The 19,678-nt window shown below is 31.8% G+C and carries 24 protein-coding genes and 1 pseudogene; 23 read left to right on the top strand and 2 right to left on the bottom strand.

Annotated features, from left to right (window positions below):
• Positions 1-59: 59 nt before the first annotated feature.
• From ACWJKE_RS04175 to ACWJKE_RS04150, 6 genes are all read left to right on the top strand, one after another.
• A complete protein-coding gene (locus ACWJKE_RS04175) occupies positions 60-218 on the top strand; it encodes a winged helix-turn-helix domain-containing protein (protein ID WP_216304028.1) in 159 nt (52 codons plus the stop codon).
• A 23-nt stretch (positions 219-241) separates the two neighbouring features.
• On the top strand, positions 242-421 hold the full coding sequence (locus tag ACWJKE_RS04170; RefSeq protein WP_258280686.1) for a hypothetical protein: 180 nt from the start codon (positions 242-244) through the stop codon (positions 419-421).
• A 265-nt stretch (positions 422-686) separates the two neighbouring features.
• Positions 687-1,880, top strand: a complete 1,194-nt coding sequence (locus ACWJKE_RS04165; RefSeq protein WP_216304002.1) for a phosphoenolpyruvate hydrolase family protein — start codon at positions 687-689, stop codon at positions 1,878-1,880.
• A gap of 84 nt (positions 1,881-1,964) precedes the next feature.
• On the top strand, positions 1,965-3,173 hold the full coding sequence (locus ACWJKE_RS04160; protein ID WP_216304003.1) for a Tm-1-like ATP-binding domain-containing protein: 1,209 nt from the start codon (positions 1,965-1,967) through the stop codon (positions 3,171-3,173).
• Positions 3,174-3,278: 105 nt separating this feature from the next.
• Positions 3,279-4,109, top strand: coding sequence for a phosphoenolpyruvate hydrolase family protein (locus ACWJKE_RS04155; RefSeq protein ID WP_216304004.1), 831 nt, complete (start codon positions 3,279-3,281; stop codon positions 4,107-4,109).
• Between the two features lie 50 nt (positions 4,110-4,159).
• Positions 4,160-4,312: a hypothetical protein gene (locus ACWJKE_RS04150; RefSeq protein WP_216304030.1), complete on the top strand. Its 153-nt coding sequence runs from the start codon at positions 4,160-4,162 to the stop codon at positions 4,310-4,312.
• A 178-nt stretch (positions 4,313-4,490) separates the two neighbouring features.
• Here ACWJKE_RS04150 and ACWJKE_RS04145 read toward each other — a convergent pair whose 3' ends face one another.
• A complete protein-coding gene (locus tag ACWJKE_RS04145; RefSeq protein WP_216304005.1) occupies positions 4,491-4,757 on the bottom strand; it encodes a hypothetical protein in 267 nt (88 codons plus the stop codon).
• A gap of 161 nt (positions 4,758-4,918) precedes the next feature.
• On the opposite strand from ACWJKE_RS04145, the pseudogene bla reads away from it, so the two are divergent.
• The 10 genes and pseudogenes from bla to ACWJKE_RS04095 form a co-directional block, all read left to right on the top strand.
• Positions 4,919-5,440, top strand: a pseudogene (bla, locus tag ACWJKE_RS04140) (class A beta-lactamase); the annotation flags it as partial.
• Between the two features lie 217 nt (positions 5,441-5,657).
• On the top strand, positions 5,658-5,975 hold the full coding sequence (locus ACWJKE_RS04135; RefSeq protein WP_216304006.1) for a hypothetical protein: 318 nt from the start codon (positions 5,658-5,660) through the stop codon (positions 5,973-5,975).
• Between the two features lie 53 nt (positions 5,976-6,028).
• The gene (locus ACWJKE_RS04130; protein ID WP_462952989.1) at positions 6,029-6,337 is read left to right on the top strand and encodes a GNAT family N-acetyltransferase; all 309 of its coding nucleotides are present in this window, start codon (positions 6,029-6,031) and stop codon (positions 6,335-6,337) included.
• A 50-nt stretch (positions 6,338-6,387) separates the two neighbouring features.
• Complete coding sequence (locus tag ACWJKE_RS04125) at positions 6,388-6,660, top strand: hypothetical protein (RefSeq protein ID WP_220287144.1); 273 nt, start codon at positions 6,388-6,390, stop codon at positions 6,658-6,660.
• 141 nt (positions 6,661-6,801) lie between these two features.
• The gene (locus ACWJKE_RS04120) at positions 6,802-6,945 is read left to right on the top strand and encodes a hypothetical protein (RefSeq protein ID WP_220287146.1); all 144 of its coding nucleotides are present in this window, start codon (positions 6,802-6,804) and stop codon (positions 6,943-6,945) included.
• Positions 6,946-7,030: 85 nt separating this feature from the next.
• Positions 7,031-7,375, top strand: coding sequence for a hypothetical protein (locus ACWJKE_RS04115; protein ID WP_220287148.1), 345 nt, complete (start codon positions 7,031-7,033; stop codon positions 7,373-7,375).
• A 117-nt stretch (positions 7,376-7,492) separates the two neighbouring features.
• Positions 7,493-7,810: an alpha/beta hydrolase gene (locus ACWJKE_RS04110; protein ID WP_462954310.1), complete on the top strand. Its 318-nt coding sequence runs from the start codon at positions 7,493-7,495 to the stop codon at positions 7,808-7,810.
• 26 nt (positions 7,811-7,836) lie between these two features.
• Positions 7,837-8,118, top strand: a complete 282-nt coding sequence (locus tag ACWJKE_RS04105; RefSeq protein ID WP_462953874.1) for a DUF2651 family protein — start codon at positions 7,837-7,839, stop codon at positions 8,116-8,118.
• 134 nt (positions 8,119-8,252) lie between these two features.
• Positions 8,253-8,765, top strand: a complete 513-nt coding sequence (locus tag ACWJKE_RS04100) for a hypothetical protein (protein WP_462953873.1) — start codon at positions 8,253-8,255, stop codon at positions 8,763-8,765.
• Between the two features lie 336 nt (positions 8,766-9,101).
• Positions 9,102-9,344, top strand: a complete 243-nt coding sequence (locus tag ACWJKE_RS04095) for a hypothetical protein (RefSeq protein ID WP_462953872.1) — start codon at positions 9,102-9,104, stop codon at positions 9,342-9,344.
• A gap of 128 nt (positions 9,345-9,472) precedes the next feature.
• Here ACWJKE_RS04095 and ACWJKE_RS04090 read toward each other — a convergent pair whose 3' ends face one another.
• Complete coding sequence (locus ACWJKE_RS04090) at positions 9,473-10,303, bottom strand: MerR family transcriptional regulator (RefSeq protein WP_462953871.1); 831 nt, start codon at positions 10,301-10,303, stop codon at positions 9,473-9,475.
• 99 nt (positions 10,304-10,402) lie between these two features.
• On the opposite strand from ACWJKE_RS04090, the gene ACWJKE_RS04085 reads away from it, so the two are divergent.
• The 7 genes from ACWJKE_RS04085 (at position 10,403) to ACWJKE_RS04055 (ending at position 19,550) form a co-directional block, all read left to right on the top strand.
• The gene (locus ACWJKE_RS04085) at positions 10,403-12,133 is read left to right on the top strand and encodes an ABC transporter ATP-binding protein (RefSeq protein WP_462959164.1); all 1,731 of its coding nucleotides are present in this window, start codon (positions 10,403-10,405) and stop codon (positions 12,131-12,133) included.
• Positions 12,130-13,911, top strand: a complete 1,782-nt coding sequence (locus ACWJKE_RS04080; RefSeq protein WP_216304015.1) for an ABC transporter ATP-binding protein — start codon at positions 12,130-12,132, stop codon at positions 13,909-13,911. Before ACWJKE_RS04085 ends, ACWJKE_RS04080 begins: the two co-directional genes overlap by 4 nt.
• Positions 13,912-13,998: 87 nt before the next feature.
• Entirely contained in the window at positions 13,999-14,937 is a 939-nt protein-coding gene (locus ACWJKE_RS04075; RefSeq protein WP_216304016.1) for a hypothetical protein, read from the top strand.
• A gap of 111 nt (positions 14,938-15,048) precedes the next feature.
• Positions 15,049-15,753: a response regulator transcription factor gene (locus ACWJKE_RS04070; protein ID WP_220287155.1), complete on the top strand. Its 705-nt coding sequence runs from the start codon at positions 15,049-15,051 to the stop codon at positions 15,751-15,753.
• On the top strand, positions 15,750-17,156 hold the full coding sequence (locus ACWJKE_RS04065; protein ID WP_216304018.1) for a HAMP domain-containing sensor histidine kinase: 1,407 nt from the start codon (positions 15,750-15,752) through the stop codon (positions 17,154-17,156). Before ACWJKE_RS04070 ends, ACWJKE_RS04065 begins: the two co-directional genes overlap by 4 nt.
• 290 nt (positions 17,157-17,446) lie before the next feature.
• Positions 17,447-18,643, top strand: coding sequence for an alpha/beta fold hydrolase (locus ACWJKE_RS04060; RefSeq protein WP_462959163.1), 1,197 nt, complete (start codon positions 17,447-17,449; stop codon positions 18,641-18,643).
• Positions 18,644-18,959: 316 nt separating this feature from the next.
• Positions 18,960-19,550, top strand: coding sequence for a DUF1349 domain-containing protein (locus ACWJKE_RS04055; protein ID WP_216304020.1), 591 nt, complete (start codon positions 18,960-18,962; stop codon positions 19,548-19,550).
• Positions 19,551-19,678 lie beyond the last annotated feature (128 nt).

Raw genomic sequence — 19,678 nt, 5'->3', positions numbered from 1 at the left:
TGTCTCAAGGTATAGTTTTTTCTCTTAAGGACATGAAGATATAAAAAAATCAAGAGGAGATATTTTTAAGTAATACAGAACTGAAATTATTCAAATATTTAATTATTAATCCTAAGCAATTTCTAGCAAAGGAGCAGCTTTTAAATGAATTGTGGAATATTGATGGGGATTTTATAGACCCAAATACTATAGCTGTAAATATAAGAAGCTTACAGTAATAGCTGTGATTGGCATCGCTTTTTTGTGGTACATAATAAAATATTTTGTTCGAAAACTAGATAGCTTTTCTTTAGAGGTAGATGAAATAATGAAGGGGAATTATTCTTTCAACATGGTGGATTATGACCAGGGTGTTTTATCTAGGCTTAATTTTCAATTTAGGCAAATGAGTAAGAAACTTGAAATGTGGTGTGATGTTTGATGCTAATAAAAAAAATATATATGCCATAATAAGAAAAGATAGCAAAGTGATTTAGAGGGAAGAATTTTAGTTAAATCATCACCTTTTGAAATGTCGTTAAATATGGATAAAAGTAAAAAAAGATATTTTAGGTAAAATAAAGATAAAATGATAAAATTTGCAGTATAATGAAGATAGAATAAGGTTGAGGACTGCGAGGATTATATTGGAAGAGAAAATATGAGCAAAGAAATGAATTATGAATAAAATAAGGGGCTTAGAAAGCATGAAAAGAGAAAAAATACTAGAAAATTTAAAATTACAAATAAAAATGGGTAATCATATTATTGGGGTAGCTGCAGGTGCAGGAATAACAGCAACGTATGCCAAACAGGGTGGGGCTGATTTTCTTTTGATGTTAAATTCAGGTAGGTTTCGCCAAATGGGGAGGGGCTCACTAGCAGGTTTTTTACCGTTTTGTAATAGCAATGATATGGTAATGGACTTTGCTTCTAAAGAAATAATGCCTTTGGTAACTGACATACCTATTATTTTTGGCCTTAATGCAACAGACCCTACAAAAAACATAAATAGTTACATAGATGAAATAAGGGGCATGGGTTTTTCTGGTATTAATAATTACCCGACAGTTGGACTAATTGACGGTCAATTTAGCGAGGCTCTTAAAGACAATGGACAGCATTATCTAATTGAAGTACAAGCAATAAGAATAGCCCATGAAAAAGATATGTTTACAGTTGCATTTGTGTTTGACGAGGTACAAACAGCTCAGATGATTGATGCTGGAGCTGATATAATTTGTGCACATTTAGGATTAACGGGAGGCGGGTTATTAGGGGCAAAAAAAGTATTCTCTCTGGAAGCTGCAAAGGTTAAAGTGGACAAGATATTTAATAAATGTAATGAATTAAAGCCAGAAGTAATTAAGTTGGTTTATGGTGGCCCTGTAAAGACACCAATTGATATTCAGTATATGTATAGTAGTAATAAAAGCTTAATGGGATATATAGGTGGGTCTGCATTTGAGAGGATTCCATCAGAAAAGGCGATTACAAATATAACAAAAGCCTTCAAAATAGCAGGGCAGCTGAATGAAGAAGATTTAATGATTAAGATGTTGGATGGAGTTTCAAAACACTATGATTATGTTGGATTTGTGCAGGAATACGTTTCTGAAAATTATATGAATGATATTTCGTTTTTAGATTTAGCTACAGTAGCGCATGTATCTAGGAGTTATTTAAGCAGTCTATTCAAAAAGAAAATTGGTTGCAGTTTTCCACAGTATATAGTTAAATTCCGTATAAATAAAGCAGTAGAAATTTTAGAAAGAGAAAATATCCAGTTATCAGAGTTAGCATCATTAGTTGGTTATCATGATTATTCACAATTTAGCAAAATGTTTAAAAAGTACAAGGGATTGTCTCCCAAACAATATAAAGCTAAAAATAATACATAAGCACAAAAACATAAGACATAAAAGCGTTTACGGTAAGAAGCTATGGCAGTATGATTAATTTAGAGTTGTATAGGGGGTTAAAAATTGAAAACAATTGCAATTGCAGGAACATTTGATACTAAAGGTGATGAGTATTTATATGTAAAAGAATTGATTGAAGGTTTGGGGTTAAGTACTTTTACGATTCACACAGGAGTGTTTAAGCCAACATTTAAACCTGATGTATCAAACAATGAAGTAGCAGAGATAGCAGGCGTAGACATTAAAACTCTCGTTGATAAAAAGGACAGAGCATTAGCAACAGAAATATTATCAAAAGGTATGGAAAAATTAGCACCTAAATTATACAAAGAAGGTAAATTTGATGGAATAATATCCCTTGGAGGTAGTGGAGGAACTTCACTAGTAACACCAGCAATGAGGGCACTTCCTATTGGGGTGCCAAAAGTTATGGTATCGACAGTAGCATCGGGAAATACTGCTCCATATGTAGGAACAAGTGATATTGTTATGATGCCATCTGTAGTAGATGTTTCAGGGCTTAATTCAATTTCAACTAAGATTTTTGCAAATGCAGTATTTGCAATAGCAGGTATGGTTAAATTTGAAAACATAAAAGTGGTAGAGAAAAAAAAATTAATTGCTGCAACTATGTTTGGCGTAACAACTCCATGTGTAACGGCAGCCAGAAAATATCTTGAGGATAGAGGATATGAAGTGCTTGTGTTCCATGCAACAGGTATAGGTGGACAGTCGATGGAAGCACTTATTGAGGCTGGATTTATTGAAGGAGTTTTAGATCTTACAACAACAGAGTGGGCAGATGAAGTTATCGGTGGAGTTTTGAATGCAGGGGAACATCGTTTAGAAGCCGCAAGTAAAAATCATGTTCCACAAGTTGTATCAGTAGGTGCACTTGATATGTGCAACTTTGGGACATACGATACAGTACCAAAAAAGTTTGAGGGACGTAATTTTTATAAGCACAATCCGACAGTGACACTTATGAGAACAAATGTAGCAGAAAATGAAGCAATCGGGAAAAAGCTTGTTGAGAAATTAAATATGGCAAAAGAGAAAACTGCTTTATTTTTACCACTAAGAGGCATATCGGGCATTGATGTAGAAGGTCAAGAGTTCTATGGTGTAGAAGAAGATAAGATGCTATTTGACACCTTAAGAAATGGTGTGAACAAAAACATTGTAGAAGTAATTGAAATGGATTGTGAGATTAACAATGCAGTATTTGCAGAAGTAGCAGCACAAAAATTAATAGATTTAATGAGTAAGTAGGATATAATGTTCGGATATATTAGTGTAGTAATAGGATTTTAGGTAATAATCCCAAAATTGAAAAACTAGTGACCAAAATTCAAACTATTTAAGGAGGATTTGGAAATGAATAAAATGACGAGAAAAGAAATTATTATAAAGTTTAAGGATGAAGTTAAAAATGGAAAGATACTATTAGGAGTAGGAGCGGGTACAGGTATTACTGCTAAAAGCAGCGAAGCTGGCGGAGCTGATATGCTAATTATATATAATTCTGGAAGATATAGAATGGCAGGCCGCGGATCACTTGCAGGATTATTATCTTATGGTGATGCAAATCAAATTGTGGTTGAGATGGGTTCAGAAGTATTACCTGTTGTAAAACATACACCCGTTTTAGCGGGGGTATGTGGTACTGATCCTTTTAGAGTTATGGAAATATATTTAAAACAACTAAAGGATCAAGGGTTTAATGGAGTTCAAAATTTCCCAACAGTAGGTTTAATTGATGGCGTATTCAGACAAAATTTAGAGGAAACAGGTATGGGATATGGATTAGAAGTAGAAATGATTAGAACAGCACATGAATTAGACATGCTTACGACTCCTTATGTATTTAATCCAGATCAAGCAAAAGCTATGGCAGCAGCAGGAGCAGATATCTTAGTCGCACATATGGGTTTGACTACCAAAGGTACAATTGGAGCAAAAACAGCTCTTACATTAGATGATTGTGTTAAGAAGATTGAAGCTATTATTAAAGCGGGTAGAGAAGTTAATCCAGATATTATGGTAATTTGTCACGGTGGACCGATTGCAGAACCAGAAGATGCTACATACGTAATTGAAAGAACAGAAGGGATAGATGGTTTCTTTGGTGCATCAAGTATTGAAAGATTTGCAGCTGAGAAAGGTATTAAAGAACAGACAGTATTATTTAAATCGATAGCAAAATAAATTATTAAGATTATACTTTAAAGGGAAAAGAAAGGGTTATGAGGTGCAAGATGCTTATTAAACAACCTATGGAAAGTTTAATGGAACAACAAAGTGTAACAGATGAAATTATGAAATATAAAGAATTATTAGATGAACGAATTATAACAGAAGAAGAATTTTTTATTAAGGAAAAAGAATTATTAAGAAAAATAATAAAATAAATATGGAATAATAAGAAGCTTAAAAATTGGCTTCTTTTTTATTACGTAATATAGTAGTTTAATTTATTGTAATTAATTGGGTTTAGGCTGTTAACAAAAATTAGAAAAGCATAAGTATAGTTTAAGACTCATGCTTTTCTAATTTTAACTACTACATACTTATTAATTTTTCCTGCATTTATTTCTTATCCATATTCTCAATCTTATTCATTTTATCCATCATTTTCATAGTATTCATTTGTATAGTTATATACATTTGCATCATGATATGCATGTGCATCATTTGCATATGCTCAGGCATAGTCATAGGCATAGTACTGTTAGATATAGGCATAATGGGCATAGGAATATTGGGCATATTGGGCATGTTTGGCATATTAGGCATAGGTGCAGGTGCCATCCTCCACGGCATCATGGGTTCTTCCATATTGTACATTTGATTCATATTGTTCCTCCAAAAATTATTATGTTACCCTATTATATATATTCAAATGAAGTCAAAATGTGTTTGTATGATAGAAAAATATAAGTAGGAATTTATAGAAGAAGCTCGGGTGCATTTAATTTAAGCTCTGAGTTTTGATTTTCACTTTGCACTGCACCTGTAAGTTGGGTATTTTTGCCCATGATGATAGGTTTGCTTACTGTTCTACATTCAAAGCTTTAGCCGCTGGTGCTGTTTTAAAACAAGATTCATTAGAGCAGCTTAAACAAGTAGTTAAATATAACAAAGAAGATGTTCTTTCTTATGCTCCAATTACAAAAGATAACATTGATAAAGGCATGACCATTGAAGAAATTTGCAATGCAGCATTACGGTTTAGTGATAATACAGCTGTAAACCTTTTATTTGATCATATAGGTGGACCTAATGGTTTTAAATCAGCACTTAATCAATTAGGGGATAACGTTACGCAACCTACACGTATAGAACCAGATCTAAACGAAGCCATACCTGAAGATATTAGGGACACTAGCACACCAAGACAATTGGCAACTGATTTACAAGCATACACAACTGGAGATATATTAACAGACGATAAGAAAAAAATTCTTATTGATTGGATGACATGTAATGCAACAGGTAATACACTAATTCGTGCAGGAGCACCAGAGGGCTGGGTAGTTATCATCGGAATATTTAGGGTAGTGTCAATGATAGTGGTGTTTGTAAAGTATAAAACATTTGGGATACTTCATACTTATGGGAATAAAATTACAGGGCTTGTGCTATTTACATTCCCACTATCACTTGCTTTTTCCCAATCAGATGTTCTGATGTATATAATTTGTATGGTTGCAAGTGCCGCTGCTTTTGAAGAATTATTCATTCATCTATTATCAAATGAATTGCAAGCAAATAAGAAAAGTATATTCTTTAAGTGATAATAATTCTAGTTCTGGACAGGAATTTATTAAATCCACAGGTGCCAGCTTTGATAACTCTGAATATGAGATGTTTTTAAGAAATAAATTAAAACAAAATACAATAGCGCGTGATGTAGTTTTAAGAAAAACTACAAATAAAGATGCAAAAGAAATTGCAGTGCAGGATTATATATATTCAAATGTGGAATTCAAAGAAGAGGATATTTGTATGTTTGAGGAAGAAGAAAAATGTGGCGCAATTACTTATATAGCAGAAATTAATAATAAAACATAGGAAAAGTTCGTTTAGAAATATGTGATGGTGTAGGAGGTATTTATGGATTTGGTGTGCTCCCAGAACACCGTGGGAATGGTTATGGGAGAGACATTTTACTCTCATCAATAGAAAAATTGAAAGAGAAAAACTCAAAGAATATTATGCTTCAAGTGTCTGTAAAAAACAAAAATGCTTTAAAAAAGTCCTGCCGAAAGACCTTTACCGACTTTACACTCTCACCACGTTATAACAGTAAAAAAGATATTAAGAAGTGGATACTATATTCAAAATGTATGGCAAATGGTTATTCTATAAGAAAATGTGCAGAGCTAGTTGGAATAAGCATACCTACATCATTCTTTTGGAGATATAATTTTTAGATGCTATCAGAGTCTACATGGGTGTGGGTAATGTCGGTGGTGTAATTGAAGTGGACAAACTTTTTTTAGAGAATCGTTTAAAGGTAACCACAAGAAAAGCAAGACTTTTATCATGCCCCGAAAAGCTCATATGCGAGGGGTTGAGGGTAATAGAGGTAGTAATTTGTGCTATTGATAGAACTGGAAATATTATAACAGAACTAATTTGTAAGGCTAGAATAAAGCACACAGACTTAGAAAGGCTTTTTAAAGACAGAATTGAGGATGAATCTATTCTGTGTACTGATTCACATAAGAGGCATATTAAATTTGCTCAAAATTAAAATGTTGAACTACAACAGATTAAACGTGGTAAGCGCAAGGAAGGCATATATCATATACAGCATATTAATGCGTTCCATAGCAAATTAAAAGAGTGGATGTATCAGTTTCATAGTGTTGCAACAAAATATCTTGCTAATTACATGTACTGGTTTAAGTGGTTAGAGTTCTTTAAAACAGAGAAGGATACTGAAAAAAGCAAACATTTATTAGTTCAATCACATACATCTCATTCTGATACAAAGTTAAAGGATTTTAAAATTAGGGAAGCGATTTATATGCAATAATGTTAAATATTTGAAATATATACTTAATTATTGTATAATATAATAAAGACATAATGATTTAATAAATTGAAAGGAGTAGTTGTTTATGAAAATTTTTAATAAAACATATTTGGGTATTATTTTAGGCACTATTGTAGGAATTATAAATGTTTTACCGATGATATTGCAAAAGGTAGCTTGGGATGCTAATATATCAACTTTCTTGACTTGGGTTATAGTGGGCTTCTTTATTTCAACAACAAAGTTGGGATTCCATGGAGTTATAAAAGGAATTATTATTTCTATACTTATATTTATCCCCTCAACTATTTTTGTAATAGAATCTAATTTAACAGGAGCAATTTGGACTATGGTAATGACATTGATTTTCGGTGGTTTATTAGGGTATTTAATTGATAAACTTGAAAAACAACAATTCGTGAATTTGTAAAATATTGATTAAAGGAATCCTAAAATGGATTCCTTTAAAATTGGCATATTATCAACACTATGATTAAACATAGCCTAATATTTATATAAAAGCAATTTAGATAAGCTTAACTCCCCGATTATAAAAATACAAAATGAAAGTTTTTTAGGTAAGGATTTAGATTTATATAAAAAAAGAGTCAAGTTGACTTCGCCAATATTTTACATAAACAAAAAATTCCCTCCAGCTTTTATATGTACAGGTGAAGTAGATATTATACATCCTCAATCGGTTGAACTTGCTAAAGAATTAAGTAAATATAAGGTGAATTATAAGTTATTAATGCTAAGTAAACAGGAGTATCCTGAAGCAAAACATGCATTTTTGAATTTTTATAAAAGAAAATGTTCCAGAGTAGCAATGGATGAAGCAGTAAAGTTTCTTAATTCTATATAGAATATAAAAAAACTAAAAATGACCCAATGGGAATGCTCTTATTCACATATCCATTATTAGTTTTTGTATTATCTTTAGGATTAGAACTTATAGTAAAAAAAAGGGTGATTATTTTATTGATTAGCTTTATATGTTGTTTGATTGAAACATTTACTGTAATGGGTTCAATTTTTCTAATTTATTGTTTTATATATACTTTCATTTCTTTATTAGGAACATTTGTAGCAGATTTGATTATTATATGTAAGAATAAGCGAATCAATCATAAATCTATGATTGATGATAAAAAACTGTGTCAACAATTTTAACAAATGAGCGTAATATTTAGTTTTAATTAGTACACAATTTCCATAAAGTTTTTCATAAACAATTGTAAGAATTACTAAAGAAATTAGATGAATTGGACAGGATATGCCTATAATGTGAAGATGAAAGGATGTGTATGTTAGTGAATTTGGGAACAGCATTGATACATGGATTAATTTGGGCACTTATGTGGAGCAGTACGGTTACATTTATTGAAATAAAGTGGCCTCATTTATTTCTACAAGATTATCCAAAAGTACTACAGGAGGTTATTAATCTTCCTCCATTTACAAATAAAAAAGCTGCATATATGTTTGAAACAATAACGATGCTTTTAATCGTAGCTTTTATATTTTGGAGTGGGATATATACATATCATAAAAATCAAGTAAGTTATTGGATAATCTTTTGCCATATACTTATAGTCTGCCTGTGTTGGAATATATTTGATTTAATCGTGATGGACTGGCTTATTTTTTGCACTTGGCAGCCGAAGTTTATTGTACTTCCTGGGAGTGAGGGAAATAAAGCGTACAAAGATTATAAATTCCATTTTATCGGGTTCTTAAAGGGAAGTGTAATATCAGTAATTGGGTCGATTGTTATTTCAGGGATATGTTTTGTGATTTTAAAGTATTTAATATGGTAAGAGCATGAGCACAATGTGTGGTTGTGTTAAGTCCGATTTTTATAAAGTTCAGCATAAACAACTGCAAGAATTTTAAAGAAATTAGATGAACAGGACAGGGTATGTCTATACTGAGTGTGGCTATAATAGGAAGATGGAAAAATGAATACTTAATTGATTAGTGTAGGGAATATCGTAGTTAGCGGAAAATTTATGTTTTAAAAAGTAAGGTCTTCGTTAAAAAAATAACGGTAATATGTCAAACTTGTAAAATATTGTTCGTCGTCAATCATAAATCCATGATACCTAAACATTTGTAGAAAATTGAGAAGATTATTTTTATTGGGAGGTAATAACTTGAAAAAAGCTAGAGTTATAAAAATATTAATCTCAGCAATAGTTATTACATTATCGCTTTTAGGTTTATTTAATATCATTAATATAAAAATTATAATGCCAATTGCATTACTATTATTAGGTATCTTGAGCATATCAAATGGGTATGACTCATATATTAATAACAAAAAAGGAGAATCAATTTTGTTAATTCTAAGTGGAATATTCGTAATCTTTGTTTCTGTAATTATAACATTTTTTTAGTAAATTTAGGATTAGTAAGATAAGTTATACGATAAGGAGCGTGGTTTTTACTTTTTGTTTAAATAAAAGATAAGATTATCAAAGGTGGTCCGCGCCATAAATGACGTAGATTTTTTTAAGTTCTTCACTTAAATAGGGATTTCAACTTCAACTGAAATTTTAGTTAAATAATTGTCGTAGCCTTTTCCTGTTACTTCATCTAAAAGAAATTCTTCATAAGAATATTTTCCTATAGCTATATTAGAGTTTTTTAAAAATTGTAGTATTTTATTATAGGTTTTGTCGATAGCATTATAGTCGCCCTCATGATACGCAACGCAATAGAGTCCTTTTGGTTTAGTAAAAGTAAAAACAAGATCATTATTAGAATCTAGCTTTGTATATAAAAAGGAATAATTTTCAGCTACTCCTTTTAATATATTATCCTTACTAATCATCGCTCCAATAGAATGCCCAGAGTTAAGATTATTTAAAGTGCAATAATTCATATGATCTGACACAATTTTAAAATAATCCTTATGGCTTACATTTTCAATCGAATTACTAAGAAGTAGATACTCCTCATCAAAAAATTCTAAACTAATCTTAGAATAATCTATTATACACGCATTTTCTGTTATAAAAATTTTTGTTTCCATAAGTTTACGTATTCTTTTTAGATTTTCTATTTCAATATCTATATCCAATACTTTATTTTTAAATAACTCAACTAATGTGTTGGGGCTCCTATTATCAAGATAAGCTTTAATCTCCTTCAAAGACATATGTGTTTCTTTTAAAATAGTAATGACATTAAAAACATCAAATTGTTGATAGGAATAATATCTATATCCGTTATCATCTCTTATTTCAGGGGAAAAAATGCCAATGTCATCGTAATGGAAAAGAGTTTGTTTCTTTACATTGCATAACTTCGCAAAATCTCCAGTATTAAAATATTTATTAAATTTTTCATTCATAGTAATTACTCCTCTTGACTATACGGTAACTGTATACTTTATTATAATATTATTGCAACAAGATTTCAAGTGTACTTAAAAAAGGAGTGGATAGAAGGAATGAAACTAATATTAAAATATATAAAAAAATATAAACTGCTTCTAGTGCTGAATATAATATCCGTTTTTGGATTTGTATTAGTGGAATTAGGAATTCCAACAATAATGGCTAGAGTGATTGACACAGGAATAGCTAATAAGGATATAGAATACACAAAGCATATGGGTATTGTAATTGTAGGAATATCTATAGTTGGAGCCATGGGTACAATATTATTAGGATACTGTTCTTCAAAAATCTCTACTAGTATGATTAGAGATTTAAGAAACGATATTTTTAAAAAATCTCAGGAATTTTCACATAGTGAATATGATAAGTTTGGGATATCGTCAATGATAACCAGAACAACCAATGATGTTTTTCAATTACAACAATTTACAAATACATTATTAAGAGTAGCATTCCTTGCACCGGTTATGTTTATTGTAAGTTTGGTAATGATTATAAGAACGAGCTTACATTTGTCTGTAGTATTAGCGGTAACGGTACCATTCATAGTGCTTGGGGTAATTATTATATCTAAGATATCTTATCCAATATCAGAAAAGCAACAGAAAAAATTAGATAAATTAAATAGAATATCAAGAGAAAATTTAACTGGAGCGAGAGTAATTAGGGCATTTGGTAACGATGATCATGAAAACCAAAGATTTGAAGAAATTAACAATGAGTATACAAATCTATCTAAGAAGTTATATAAGCTTATGGCAATTTCTCAGCCAACTTTCTTTTTCTTGTTGAATTTAGCAGTGCTCGCTATTTTTTGGATTTCTAGCAAAATGATAAATGCAGGAACGCTACAAGTTGGACAACTGGTAGCATTTATAGAATATTTGTTTCATGCAATGTTCTCAATTATGCTTTTTTCAATGATGTTTATCATGTATCCAAAAGCACAAATTTCAGCTAATAGAATTAACGAGATATTAGCTGAAGAGCCTATTATTAAAAATCCTAAATATGGTGTTAAAAATACGGCTATTAGGGGGATTGTGGAGTTTGATAATGTTACCTTTATTTATCCAGATGGAGAGATTCCAGTTTTAAGTGATATATCCTTTACAGCAGTAAAAGGAGAAAAAGTTGCATTTATAGGAAGTACAGGCAGTGGGAAAAGTACGTTAATTAATTTAATTCCAAGATTTTATGATGTTACAAAGGGTAGCATAAAGATAGATGGCGTAGATGTGAGAGAATATGATTTAAAAGCACTACGTGAAAAAATGGGGTTTATACCTCAGAAAACATTGTTGTTTACTGGCAGTATAGGCACTAATATTAAATTTGGTAAAGCTGCTGCAGATAAACAAGAACTTGAACATTCGGCTAAGGTAGCCCAGGCTTATGATTTTATTAATAGTAAACATAAAAAATTTGAAGAATTAATAAGTGAAGGTGGATCTAATATGTCAGGAGGTCAAAAGCAAAGATTATCTATTGCAAGAGCATTAGTTAGAAAGCCTGAAATTTATATTTTTGATGATAGTTTTTCCGCTTTAGATTTTAAAACAGATGCAATGCTTAGAGAAAAGTTAAAGGACGAAACTAGAGATTCCGTAGTTTTAATGGTTGCACAACGGATAGGATCCATAATTGATGCTAATAAGATTATAGTATTGAATGAAGGCGAGATAGTAGGAATAGGAACTCATAAAGAATTACTAAAAACCTGCGAAATCTATTATGAAATTGCATCATCTCAACTTACAAAGGAGGAACTGGAACAATGAAAAAGTTAACGGATAATATAAGAAAAATTTCTCCCTTCGTAAAACCATATAGGAGAGCACTGATTGGCGCAATTTTATTTATAGTAGTAGCGTCTATTTTTACTGCTATTGCTCCAAAAATAGAGGGATTAATTACAACTAGTCTTGCCAAAGATGTTGTGAATATAGCAAAAGGTATAAAAGGAGCTTCAGTTAACTTTAATTATATTTTAAGGGTATTGGTAATATTGGCTTTTATTTATATATTTGGAACATTATCAACATATGCAGCAAGTTTGTTGTTAACTAATTCTATTCAAAACACTATGGAAGATTTAAGAAATGCTGTACAAGGTAAAATTAGAAAATTACCTATAAGTTATTTTGATAAAAATAGCTATGGGGATATGCTGAGCCGCATAACAAATGATATAGATACTATCTCTAATGCACTTCAACAGAGTTTTAGCCAAGTTATAAATTCAATATTGGCAATAACTCTAGCTATTGCGATGATGTTTACAATTAATATAAAACTTGCATTGGTAGCTATACTTATAATACCGATAAGTTATTTAGTGTCAAAATTTATAGTAAGTAAATCACAAAATTTATTTTATAGACAGCAAAATGTTTTGGGGGAATTAAATGGTAAAGTGCAAGAAATATATACTGGTTTTAACGAAATAAAGCTGTATGGAAAGCAAGAAGATGCTATAAAAGATTTTGAAAATATTAATGAAGAACTTTTTAATACTGGATTTAAGGCGCAATTTATATCTAGTATAATTTCTCCATTAGTTTCATTGGTAAGTTATTTAGGAATTGCAGCCATTGGAATTCTTGGCGCAACATATGCTATAAATGGAATAATGACAGTGGGTAATCTTCAAGCATCTATTCGTTATATCTGGCAAATAAACCAACCAATTTCTCAAGTAACACAATTATCTGCTGCAATACAATCAGCCTTTGCGGCAATTGAACGTGTATTTGAAATATTAGATGAGAAGGAGGAGATTCCAGATAAAGCCTCTTTTATAAAGCTCGCGAATGTACGTGGAAATGTTACTTTTGAACATGTCAAATTTGGATATAGTGGAGATAAGATTTTAATTGAGGACTTAAACGCAGAGATAAAAAGTGGTCAGATGGTTGCTATTGTAGGTCCAACAGGAGCAGGTAAAACAACATTAATAAATTTATTAATGAGATTTTATGATATTCAAGGGGGAGCTATAAAGATAGATGGAGTGGATACTAGAGATATGAAACGTGAAGATTTACGTTCTATATTCGGTATGGTTCTTCAGGATACTTGGCTATATAATGGAACAATTTATGAAAACATTGAGTATGGTAGATTTGGAGCTACCAAGGAAGAAATTATTGAAGCGGCTAAAATAGCTAACGTACATCACTTTATTAAAACACTTCCAGATGGGTATAACATGTTTCTAAACGAAGAGGCTTCTAACATATCTCAAGGAGAGAAACAACTTTTGACTATAGCAAGAGCTATAATATCAAATCCAGCAATATTAATATTAGATGAAGCAACTAGTTCAGTTGACACTAGATTAGAAATATTACTTCAAAAAGCTATGAGGAATATAATGAAAGGAAGAACTAGCTTTGTTATTGCACATAGACTTTCAACTATTCGTAATGCAGATTTAATATTGGTTATAGATGAAGGAAATATTATAGAACAAGGAACCCATAATGAGTTAATGAAAAAGGGCAGTTTCTATGAAAAACTCTATAATAGTCAGTTTGGGAGTCTGGTAGCAAATTAAACTAATTATTAATGAATATTTAAAGTATCATGGTCGTATTGTATTTTATTGTGTATAAAAAAGTTATATGCAGAAAGGGAGTTTAGTATGTTTGAAGAACTTAACAGGGAACTTATAAATGTCAAAGAAAAATTGTTGAGAAAAAAGAAATTTCAAAGTTCGGTTAACCAGACTAGGGAAGTGTTGCAAAAAGAATTAGATAGAAAGATAGAGCTCGAAAATATTCTTAAAGATGAGGATAAGGATGTCAAAAAACTTGAATCATTAAGTATTACTAGTATATTTTATTCGATACTCGGGAGTAAACATCAACAGCTTGAAAAAGAGAGGCAAGAGTTGCTTTCTGCTAGGTTAAAGTATGATGAGTGTTGTAAATCAGTTTTAGCATTAGAGAGGGAAATTGTATCGTATAAAGCTTCATTAAACAGTCTACTTGGCGTAGAGTGTGAATATGAAACTGTATTGAAGCACAAAGAAGAGTTTATACTGCGATTAAATGATGGTAAATCTCAAAAGTTACTTCAACTTATAGACAACCTAGCTGACCTTGAAGCACAGAAGAAAGAATTGAAGGAAGCAATTGCGTCAGGTGAGGCTGTACAAATTGAACTTGGACGGGTAAAAAATTCTCTTGAAAGCGCTGAAGGCTGGGGAACATGGGATATACTAGGAGGAGGCTTACTTGCAACTGCAGCTAAGCACTCACATATTGATGAAGCTAAGGAATATGCAAATAATACAAAAATTGCATTGATACGATTCCAAAATGAATTATCCGATGTGAATTTAATAATGAATATAGATATAAATATTGGGTCTTTCGAAACATTTGCAGATTATTTTATTGATGGTCTTATATCTGATTGGGTTGTACAATCAAGGATCTGTGAATCATTAGATAGTGTACATCGTGTTGCAAACAATGTAGAAAATGTAATAGGTTCACTGAAAGAAAAGCTCGATAGTATACAAAATGCCTTGCTTTCAACGGAAGAAAATATTAAATTGCTTGTTGAACAAGCGTAAATGTAGATTGAGGAAACATAAAAGTTATTTTGTTTAAAGGTAGGCATTAATTAAGGAGGAGTAGATGTTGATATCAGCGCAAACAAATATACACGATGAGGAAGTGGTTTTTTGAATGTATTAATCGCAGAAGATGAAAAGGACATCAGAATCCTTTTAAAGTTAGAGCTTGAGCAGGAGGGATACTCTGTATTTGCTGCAGAGGATGGCATTGAGGCTTTAGAAATCATACGAAACAAAGCAATTGATATTGCTATCCTTGATGTTATGATGCCACGACTGGATGGATTCAATCTGCTACGAAAAATCCGTCAAACAAGTAATCTTCCTGTCATATTTCTAACCGCTAGAGGTGATGATATGGACAAGATTTTAGGACTCGGGATTGGTGCTGATGATTACATAGTAAAGCCGTTTAGCATGCCAGAACTGCTTGCAAGAGTTGGTGCACAGCTTAGGCGAAACCTTGAATACTCGGTGCAAAATACGCACGCATTCTCCAAAATAAAGTATGGCAGCTTGTGCTTGGATAAAGATGCCTGCTGCGTCTATAAAGAGGATGTGCTGGTGGTACTGAATGCAAAAGAATATATGTTGCTTAAGTACCTTATGGAGAATCCGGAAAGGGTTTTTACCAGAAAGCAGTTATACAAGGCAGTATGGGATGAGGATATTTATTGTGACAATAACACCATTATGGTGCATATAAGTCATATCAGAAATAAGATTGAGACTGATCCAAGAAATCCGGAATATGTCAAAACCATTAGGGGTATTGGATATAAGTTTCATAAACAGAGCACGGTTAGCTTATGAACAGAAAAATAGAAAGCAGATTCTTAGCAAACTATGTCCTCATGTTTATTATTTCCATAATGATAGCTCTATTCGCACTTATGCTTTTAGGTTTTACAAACGATGTTATATCCAAGACCCTTGCTAAGAATAATTATACTGCAGAAAGCCTAATGAAGGATGATTATAAAAGGATTGACGTAGAACAGGTTATTTATAATGGCGGCGGTGTACAGGTAATTAACACCGATTATGAAGTTGCATATTCTTTAGGGCTTAACACTATTTCAAAAGGTAAACTTACCACAGCGGAGTTTACTGATTTTTTGATGAAGAGTAAAAGTATTGAAAGACGTTATAGCTATAGTATTAAATATAATTCTAAAAAGCAATTTTGGCTGGTAGTGACGTTTCCAACTTCTATTAGAATTGATTTGAATTTCGTATACAACAAAGAATACAATTCCGTTGATAAACAGGGAGTAGTTGGTGTTATTGTTGCTGTTACCTTACTTTACTTCATACTGCTTGCAATATGCACCGTGATATATTCAAAGCTATCATCTATAAGCATTATAAGCCCATTAAAGAAACTTTGTCACAGTGCTTCTCGATTGAAAGATGGAGATTATTCTTCAAGAGTTGAGCTTAATTTGAAAAATGAGTTTGGAGAATTAGAATATATATTTAACGAAATGGCAGAACAAATTGAACAGGAAATATATCTTAGAAAGCAGTCTGAAGAAAACCGTAAAAGGCTTATACTTAATATTTCTCATGATCTTAAAAACCCTCTTGCAAGTATTATGGGTTATGCAGAGTTTAGCTATAACAAACCTGATTTATCAAAAGAAGAATACCGTACATACATGAAAGTAATATGTGAAAACAGCGTAAGAGTAAATAATTTAGTTACTAACCTATTTGAGCTGTCTAAAATGGAAAGTTCGAAATATTTATTGAATAAAACCAGAGTTGATATATGTGAGTATATGAGGGAAGAAATAGGTTTTTTTATAACTACATTTGATAAGGCACAATTTACATATGATTTTGAGATACCAGAAAAAGAAATCTTTATTGACATCGATTTAAAGCAGATGAATAGAGTAATCCAAAATCTTGTTTCTAATACAATAAAATATAATCCCAAAGGAACACTCTTAATGATCAGCTTATTTGAGCAGGGTGATGGAGTCGTTATTATCTTTAAGGATAATGGGATTGGAATGCCTTCAGAAATTGCAAAAGATATATTTAATCCATTTGTACGCGCGGATATGGCAAGAAACTCACAAACAGGTGGCACAGGCCTCGGACTGGCCATAGTTAAAAAAATCATTGAAACACATGGAGGTAGTATTCGTCTAAACACAGAGGTAAACTGTGGGTGTGAGTTTATTATCAATATCCCCAAAATTTAAGATGGATTTAAGATTAGAAACAGCCCCAGTTAAGTATACCTTGTTATAGTAATAGCAAGGGGTACTAAATGGGGTTGTTTTCCATTTTTTTGCGTCAAATAAGAATTGGAGGTATCTGAGAAAACAGACTAAATATTTGTAGAAGGGAGACTAATATGAAATCATTATTTAAAAAAGATACAACTTCTCGTGGGTCAAAAACCAATTTGTTGCTTCAACTACGTTTTCTTTTACCGCTACTCACAGCAGTTATAATCGCTTTGTATATTATTGTTATACGCCCACATCTTATGATTACAATGAAAACTGTCCCTATAGAGTTAGGGTTTGCGTTAATATTGATACTTTCTTTGGTTGTAGCAATAGCAACTCTTTTCATCTCAATTTTGATTACAGTAATTATTGCTGTTTGTACACGTAAAAAAGCAAGGATAACGCCCTGGCTTTTGAAACTGCGGAGTCAGTTGATTGTAGCAGTAGTATTATTATTTGTGAATGTTGTTTCTATACTATGTAGCCAGTGGATGGCATACACGCCACCTATACTTGGAGATAATGGCAAACCATTAGTGGGTAGTATTGCTACCTTAGAGAAAGTAAGTCTAGGTGGTAGTGATCAGTGGATAACTATTCGTGGAAAAAATAAAAATAATCCGGTGCTACTTTTTCTAGCTGGTGGTCCCGGTGGAACACAGCTAGCCGCAACCAGAGAGCAACTAAAAAAACTTGAAGATAATTATGTGGTTGTTAACTGGGATCAACCAGGGGCGGGTAAGTCAATTAATGCTGTACCTCTTAAATCAATTACCCCTGAGCGATATATTTCTGATGGACATGAGCTAACACAGTACCTGTGCAATAGATTTAAACAAGAAAAGGTATTGCTTGTGCAATGTTACCCAGAACTATTTTCTGCTTTTATTGGTACTGGTCAGATGGTTGAATTCGTTGAAACCGATGTCCGTATGTATGAACTAGTGCTTAAGATGGCAAAAGATAGCAGAGATATAAAACAAATTGAAAAAATGAAAAATCAAGGCCTGCCACCATACCATGGTAAAGATGTAGTTTGGAAATTTTCTACCCTCTCACAGTACTTGAGTAAACATATGACAAAAAATTCTGAAATTGAGAGAGCAGGATATAATACATTTGGTGAAATTGGAGGTACTGAGTATGGGTTATGCGATAAAGTAAATTATTTTTTTGGTTTAGTTACTACTTTTAATCATGTCTATCCTCAGTTATACAATTTAGATCTACGTAAACAAGCTATAAAGTTAGATGTTCCAGTGTACTTTATGGAAGGTCGTCACGATGTCAACGCGTCACCAGTATTGGTTGAGGATTATTTCAATTCACTAAAAGCCCCTTCTAAAGAGCTCATTTGGTTTGAACACTCAGGGCACGATCCATGGAGAAACGAACCAGACAAGTTTGTTGATTTGATGATAAATTTGATATTGAAGGAAACAAAGATAAAGTAACAGAGTTATTGAAATGGGACTGTTTTCCGTTTCTTGTACTGAGTCTCCACATTATTGATATATCAATGAAGTGGGGACTATGAGTCGTCCCTATTATTATCGTAGTAGCGCCAACATTGCTTGTTTATCTATACTAATTCACATATAAATGGCTTGGACAATTGATTTTAGTGTTGCGTATATATAAACAATGTATGATCTTTATTTATGAGGAAATTGTTCCAAAGTGTGGTAAATTATGATAATATTACATTAGTTACGACGCAGTTGTATTTTATTATGTATTAAAAGTTATTTGAATTGGGGGAGGATTAAGATGTTTGAAATTAGTGATAAAGAAGAAAAATGGTTTTTTAAACCTCGAAATTATGTAATTGGAAGAGATAGAGTTGAAATTATAACAGACCCTAACACTGATTTTTGGCAAAGAACTTATTATGGATTTAGAAATGATAATGCTCATGTTCTTTATATTACAACAGATGAAAGATATTTTTCATTTACAGTAAAGGCAGAGTTTAATAGTACAGCATTGTTTGACCAATGTGGAGTTGCAATTTATCAAAACAGTGAAAATTGGGTAAAGGCAGGAATAGAATTTCATGACAATAATACTGCATGGCTTGGAAGTGTGGTAACAAATCATGGATATTCTGATTGGGCAACTACGGATATTGGAGCATTTGTAAATTGTATGTGGTATAGATTAAGCAGACGAGAGAGTGATTATTGTCTTGAAAATTCCTTTGATGGTGTAAATTTCAAACAGATGCGGATTTTCCACTTGTTTGAAGGTGAAAAAGAAATTAATATTGGGTTACTTGCATGTTCACCAAGTAAAAATTCTTTTAAGGCTGTTTTTACTGAAATGAAGATAGGGGATTGTTTATGGAAAGAGCATAAATAATAAAATGAGAAAATAACATATGTGTAGGCGTTATGATATTAAGTGCTGTATTATTGTATTCCCATTTGGAACACCAGAAACATTTAGTAAATTAGGGATTAAAAAAACTATCTTAATTATTAGAATTT

This window comes from Clostridium sp. CM036, assembly GCF_055081135.1.
The sequence above is the reverse complement of the archived record's forward strand: the minus strand, read 5'-3'. Positions and strand labels throughout refer to the sequence as shown.

Coding starts and splice junctions, on each gene's coding strand:
- ACWJKE_RS04165 (WP_216304002.1), top strand. CDS start 687: ATGAAAAGAGAAAAAATACTAGAAAATTTAAAATTACAAATAAAAATG.
- ACWJKE_RS04155 (WP_216304004.1), top strand. CDS start 3,279: ATGAATAAAATGACGAGAAAAGAAATTATTATAAAGTTTAAGGATGAA.
- ACWJKE_RS04150 (WP_216304030.1), top strand. CDS start 4,160: ATGCTTATTAAACAACCTATGGAAAGTTTAATGGAACAACAAAGTGTA.
- ACWJKE_RS04145 (WP_216304005.1), bottom strand. CDS start 4,757: ATGAATCAAATGTACAATATGGAAGAACCCATGATGCCGTGGAGGATG.
- ACWJKE_RS04135 (WP_216304006.1), top strand. CDS start 5,658: ATGAATTGCAAGCAAATAAGAAAAGTATATTCTTTAAGTGATAATAAT.
- ACWJKE_RS04120 (WP_220287146.1), top strand. CDS start 6,802: ATGTACTGGTTTAAGTGGTTAGAGTTCTTTAAAACAGAGAAGGATACT.
- ACWJKE_RS04115 (WP_220287148.1), top strand. CDS start 7,031: ATGAAAATTTTTAATAAAACATATTTGGGTATTATTTTAGGCACTATT.
- ACWJKE_RS04105 (WP_462953874.1), top strand. CDS start 7,837: ATGGGAATGCTCTTATTCACATATCCATTATTAGTTTTTGTATTATCT.
- ACWJKE_RS04100 (WP_462953873.1), top strand. CDS start 8,253: ATGTTAGTGAATTTGGGAACAGCATTGATACATGGATTAATTTGGGCA.
- ACWJKE_RS04090 (WP_462953871.1), bottom strand. CDS start 10,303: ATGAATGAAAAATTTAATAAATATTTTAATACTGGAGATTTTGCGAAG.
- ACWJKE_RS04085 (WP_462959164.1), top strand. CDS start 10,403: ATGAAACTAATATTAAAATATATAAAAAAATATAAACTGCTTCTAGTG.
- ACWJKE_RS04080 (WP_216304015.1), top strand. CDS start 12,130: ATGAAAAAGTTAACGGATAATATAAGAAAAATTTCTCCCTTCGTAAAA.
- ACWJKE_RS04075 (WP_216304016.1), top strand. CDS start 13,999: ATGTTTGAAGAACTTAACAGGGAACTTATAAATGTCAAAGAAAAATTG.
- ACWJKE_RS04065 (WP_216304018.1), top strand. CDS start 15,750: ATGAACAGAAAAATAGAAAGCAGATTCTTAGCAAACTATGTCCTCATG.
- ACWJKE_RS04060 (WP_462959163.1), top strand. CDS start 17,447: ATGATTACAATGAAAACTGTCCCTATAGAGTTAGGGTTTGCGTTAATA.
- ACWJKE_RS04055 (WP_216304020.1), top strand. CDS start 18,960: ATGTTTGAAATTAGTGATAAAGAAGAAAAATGGTTTTTTAAACCTCGA.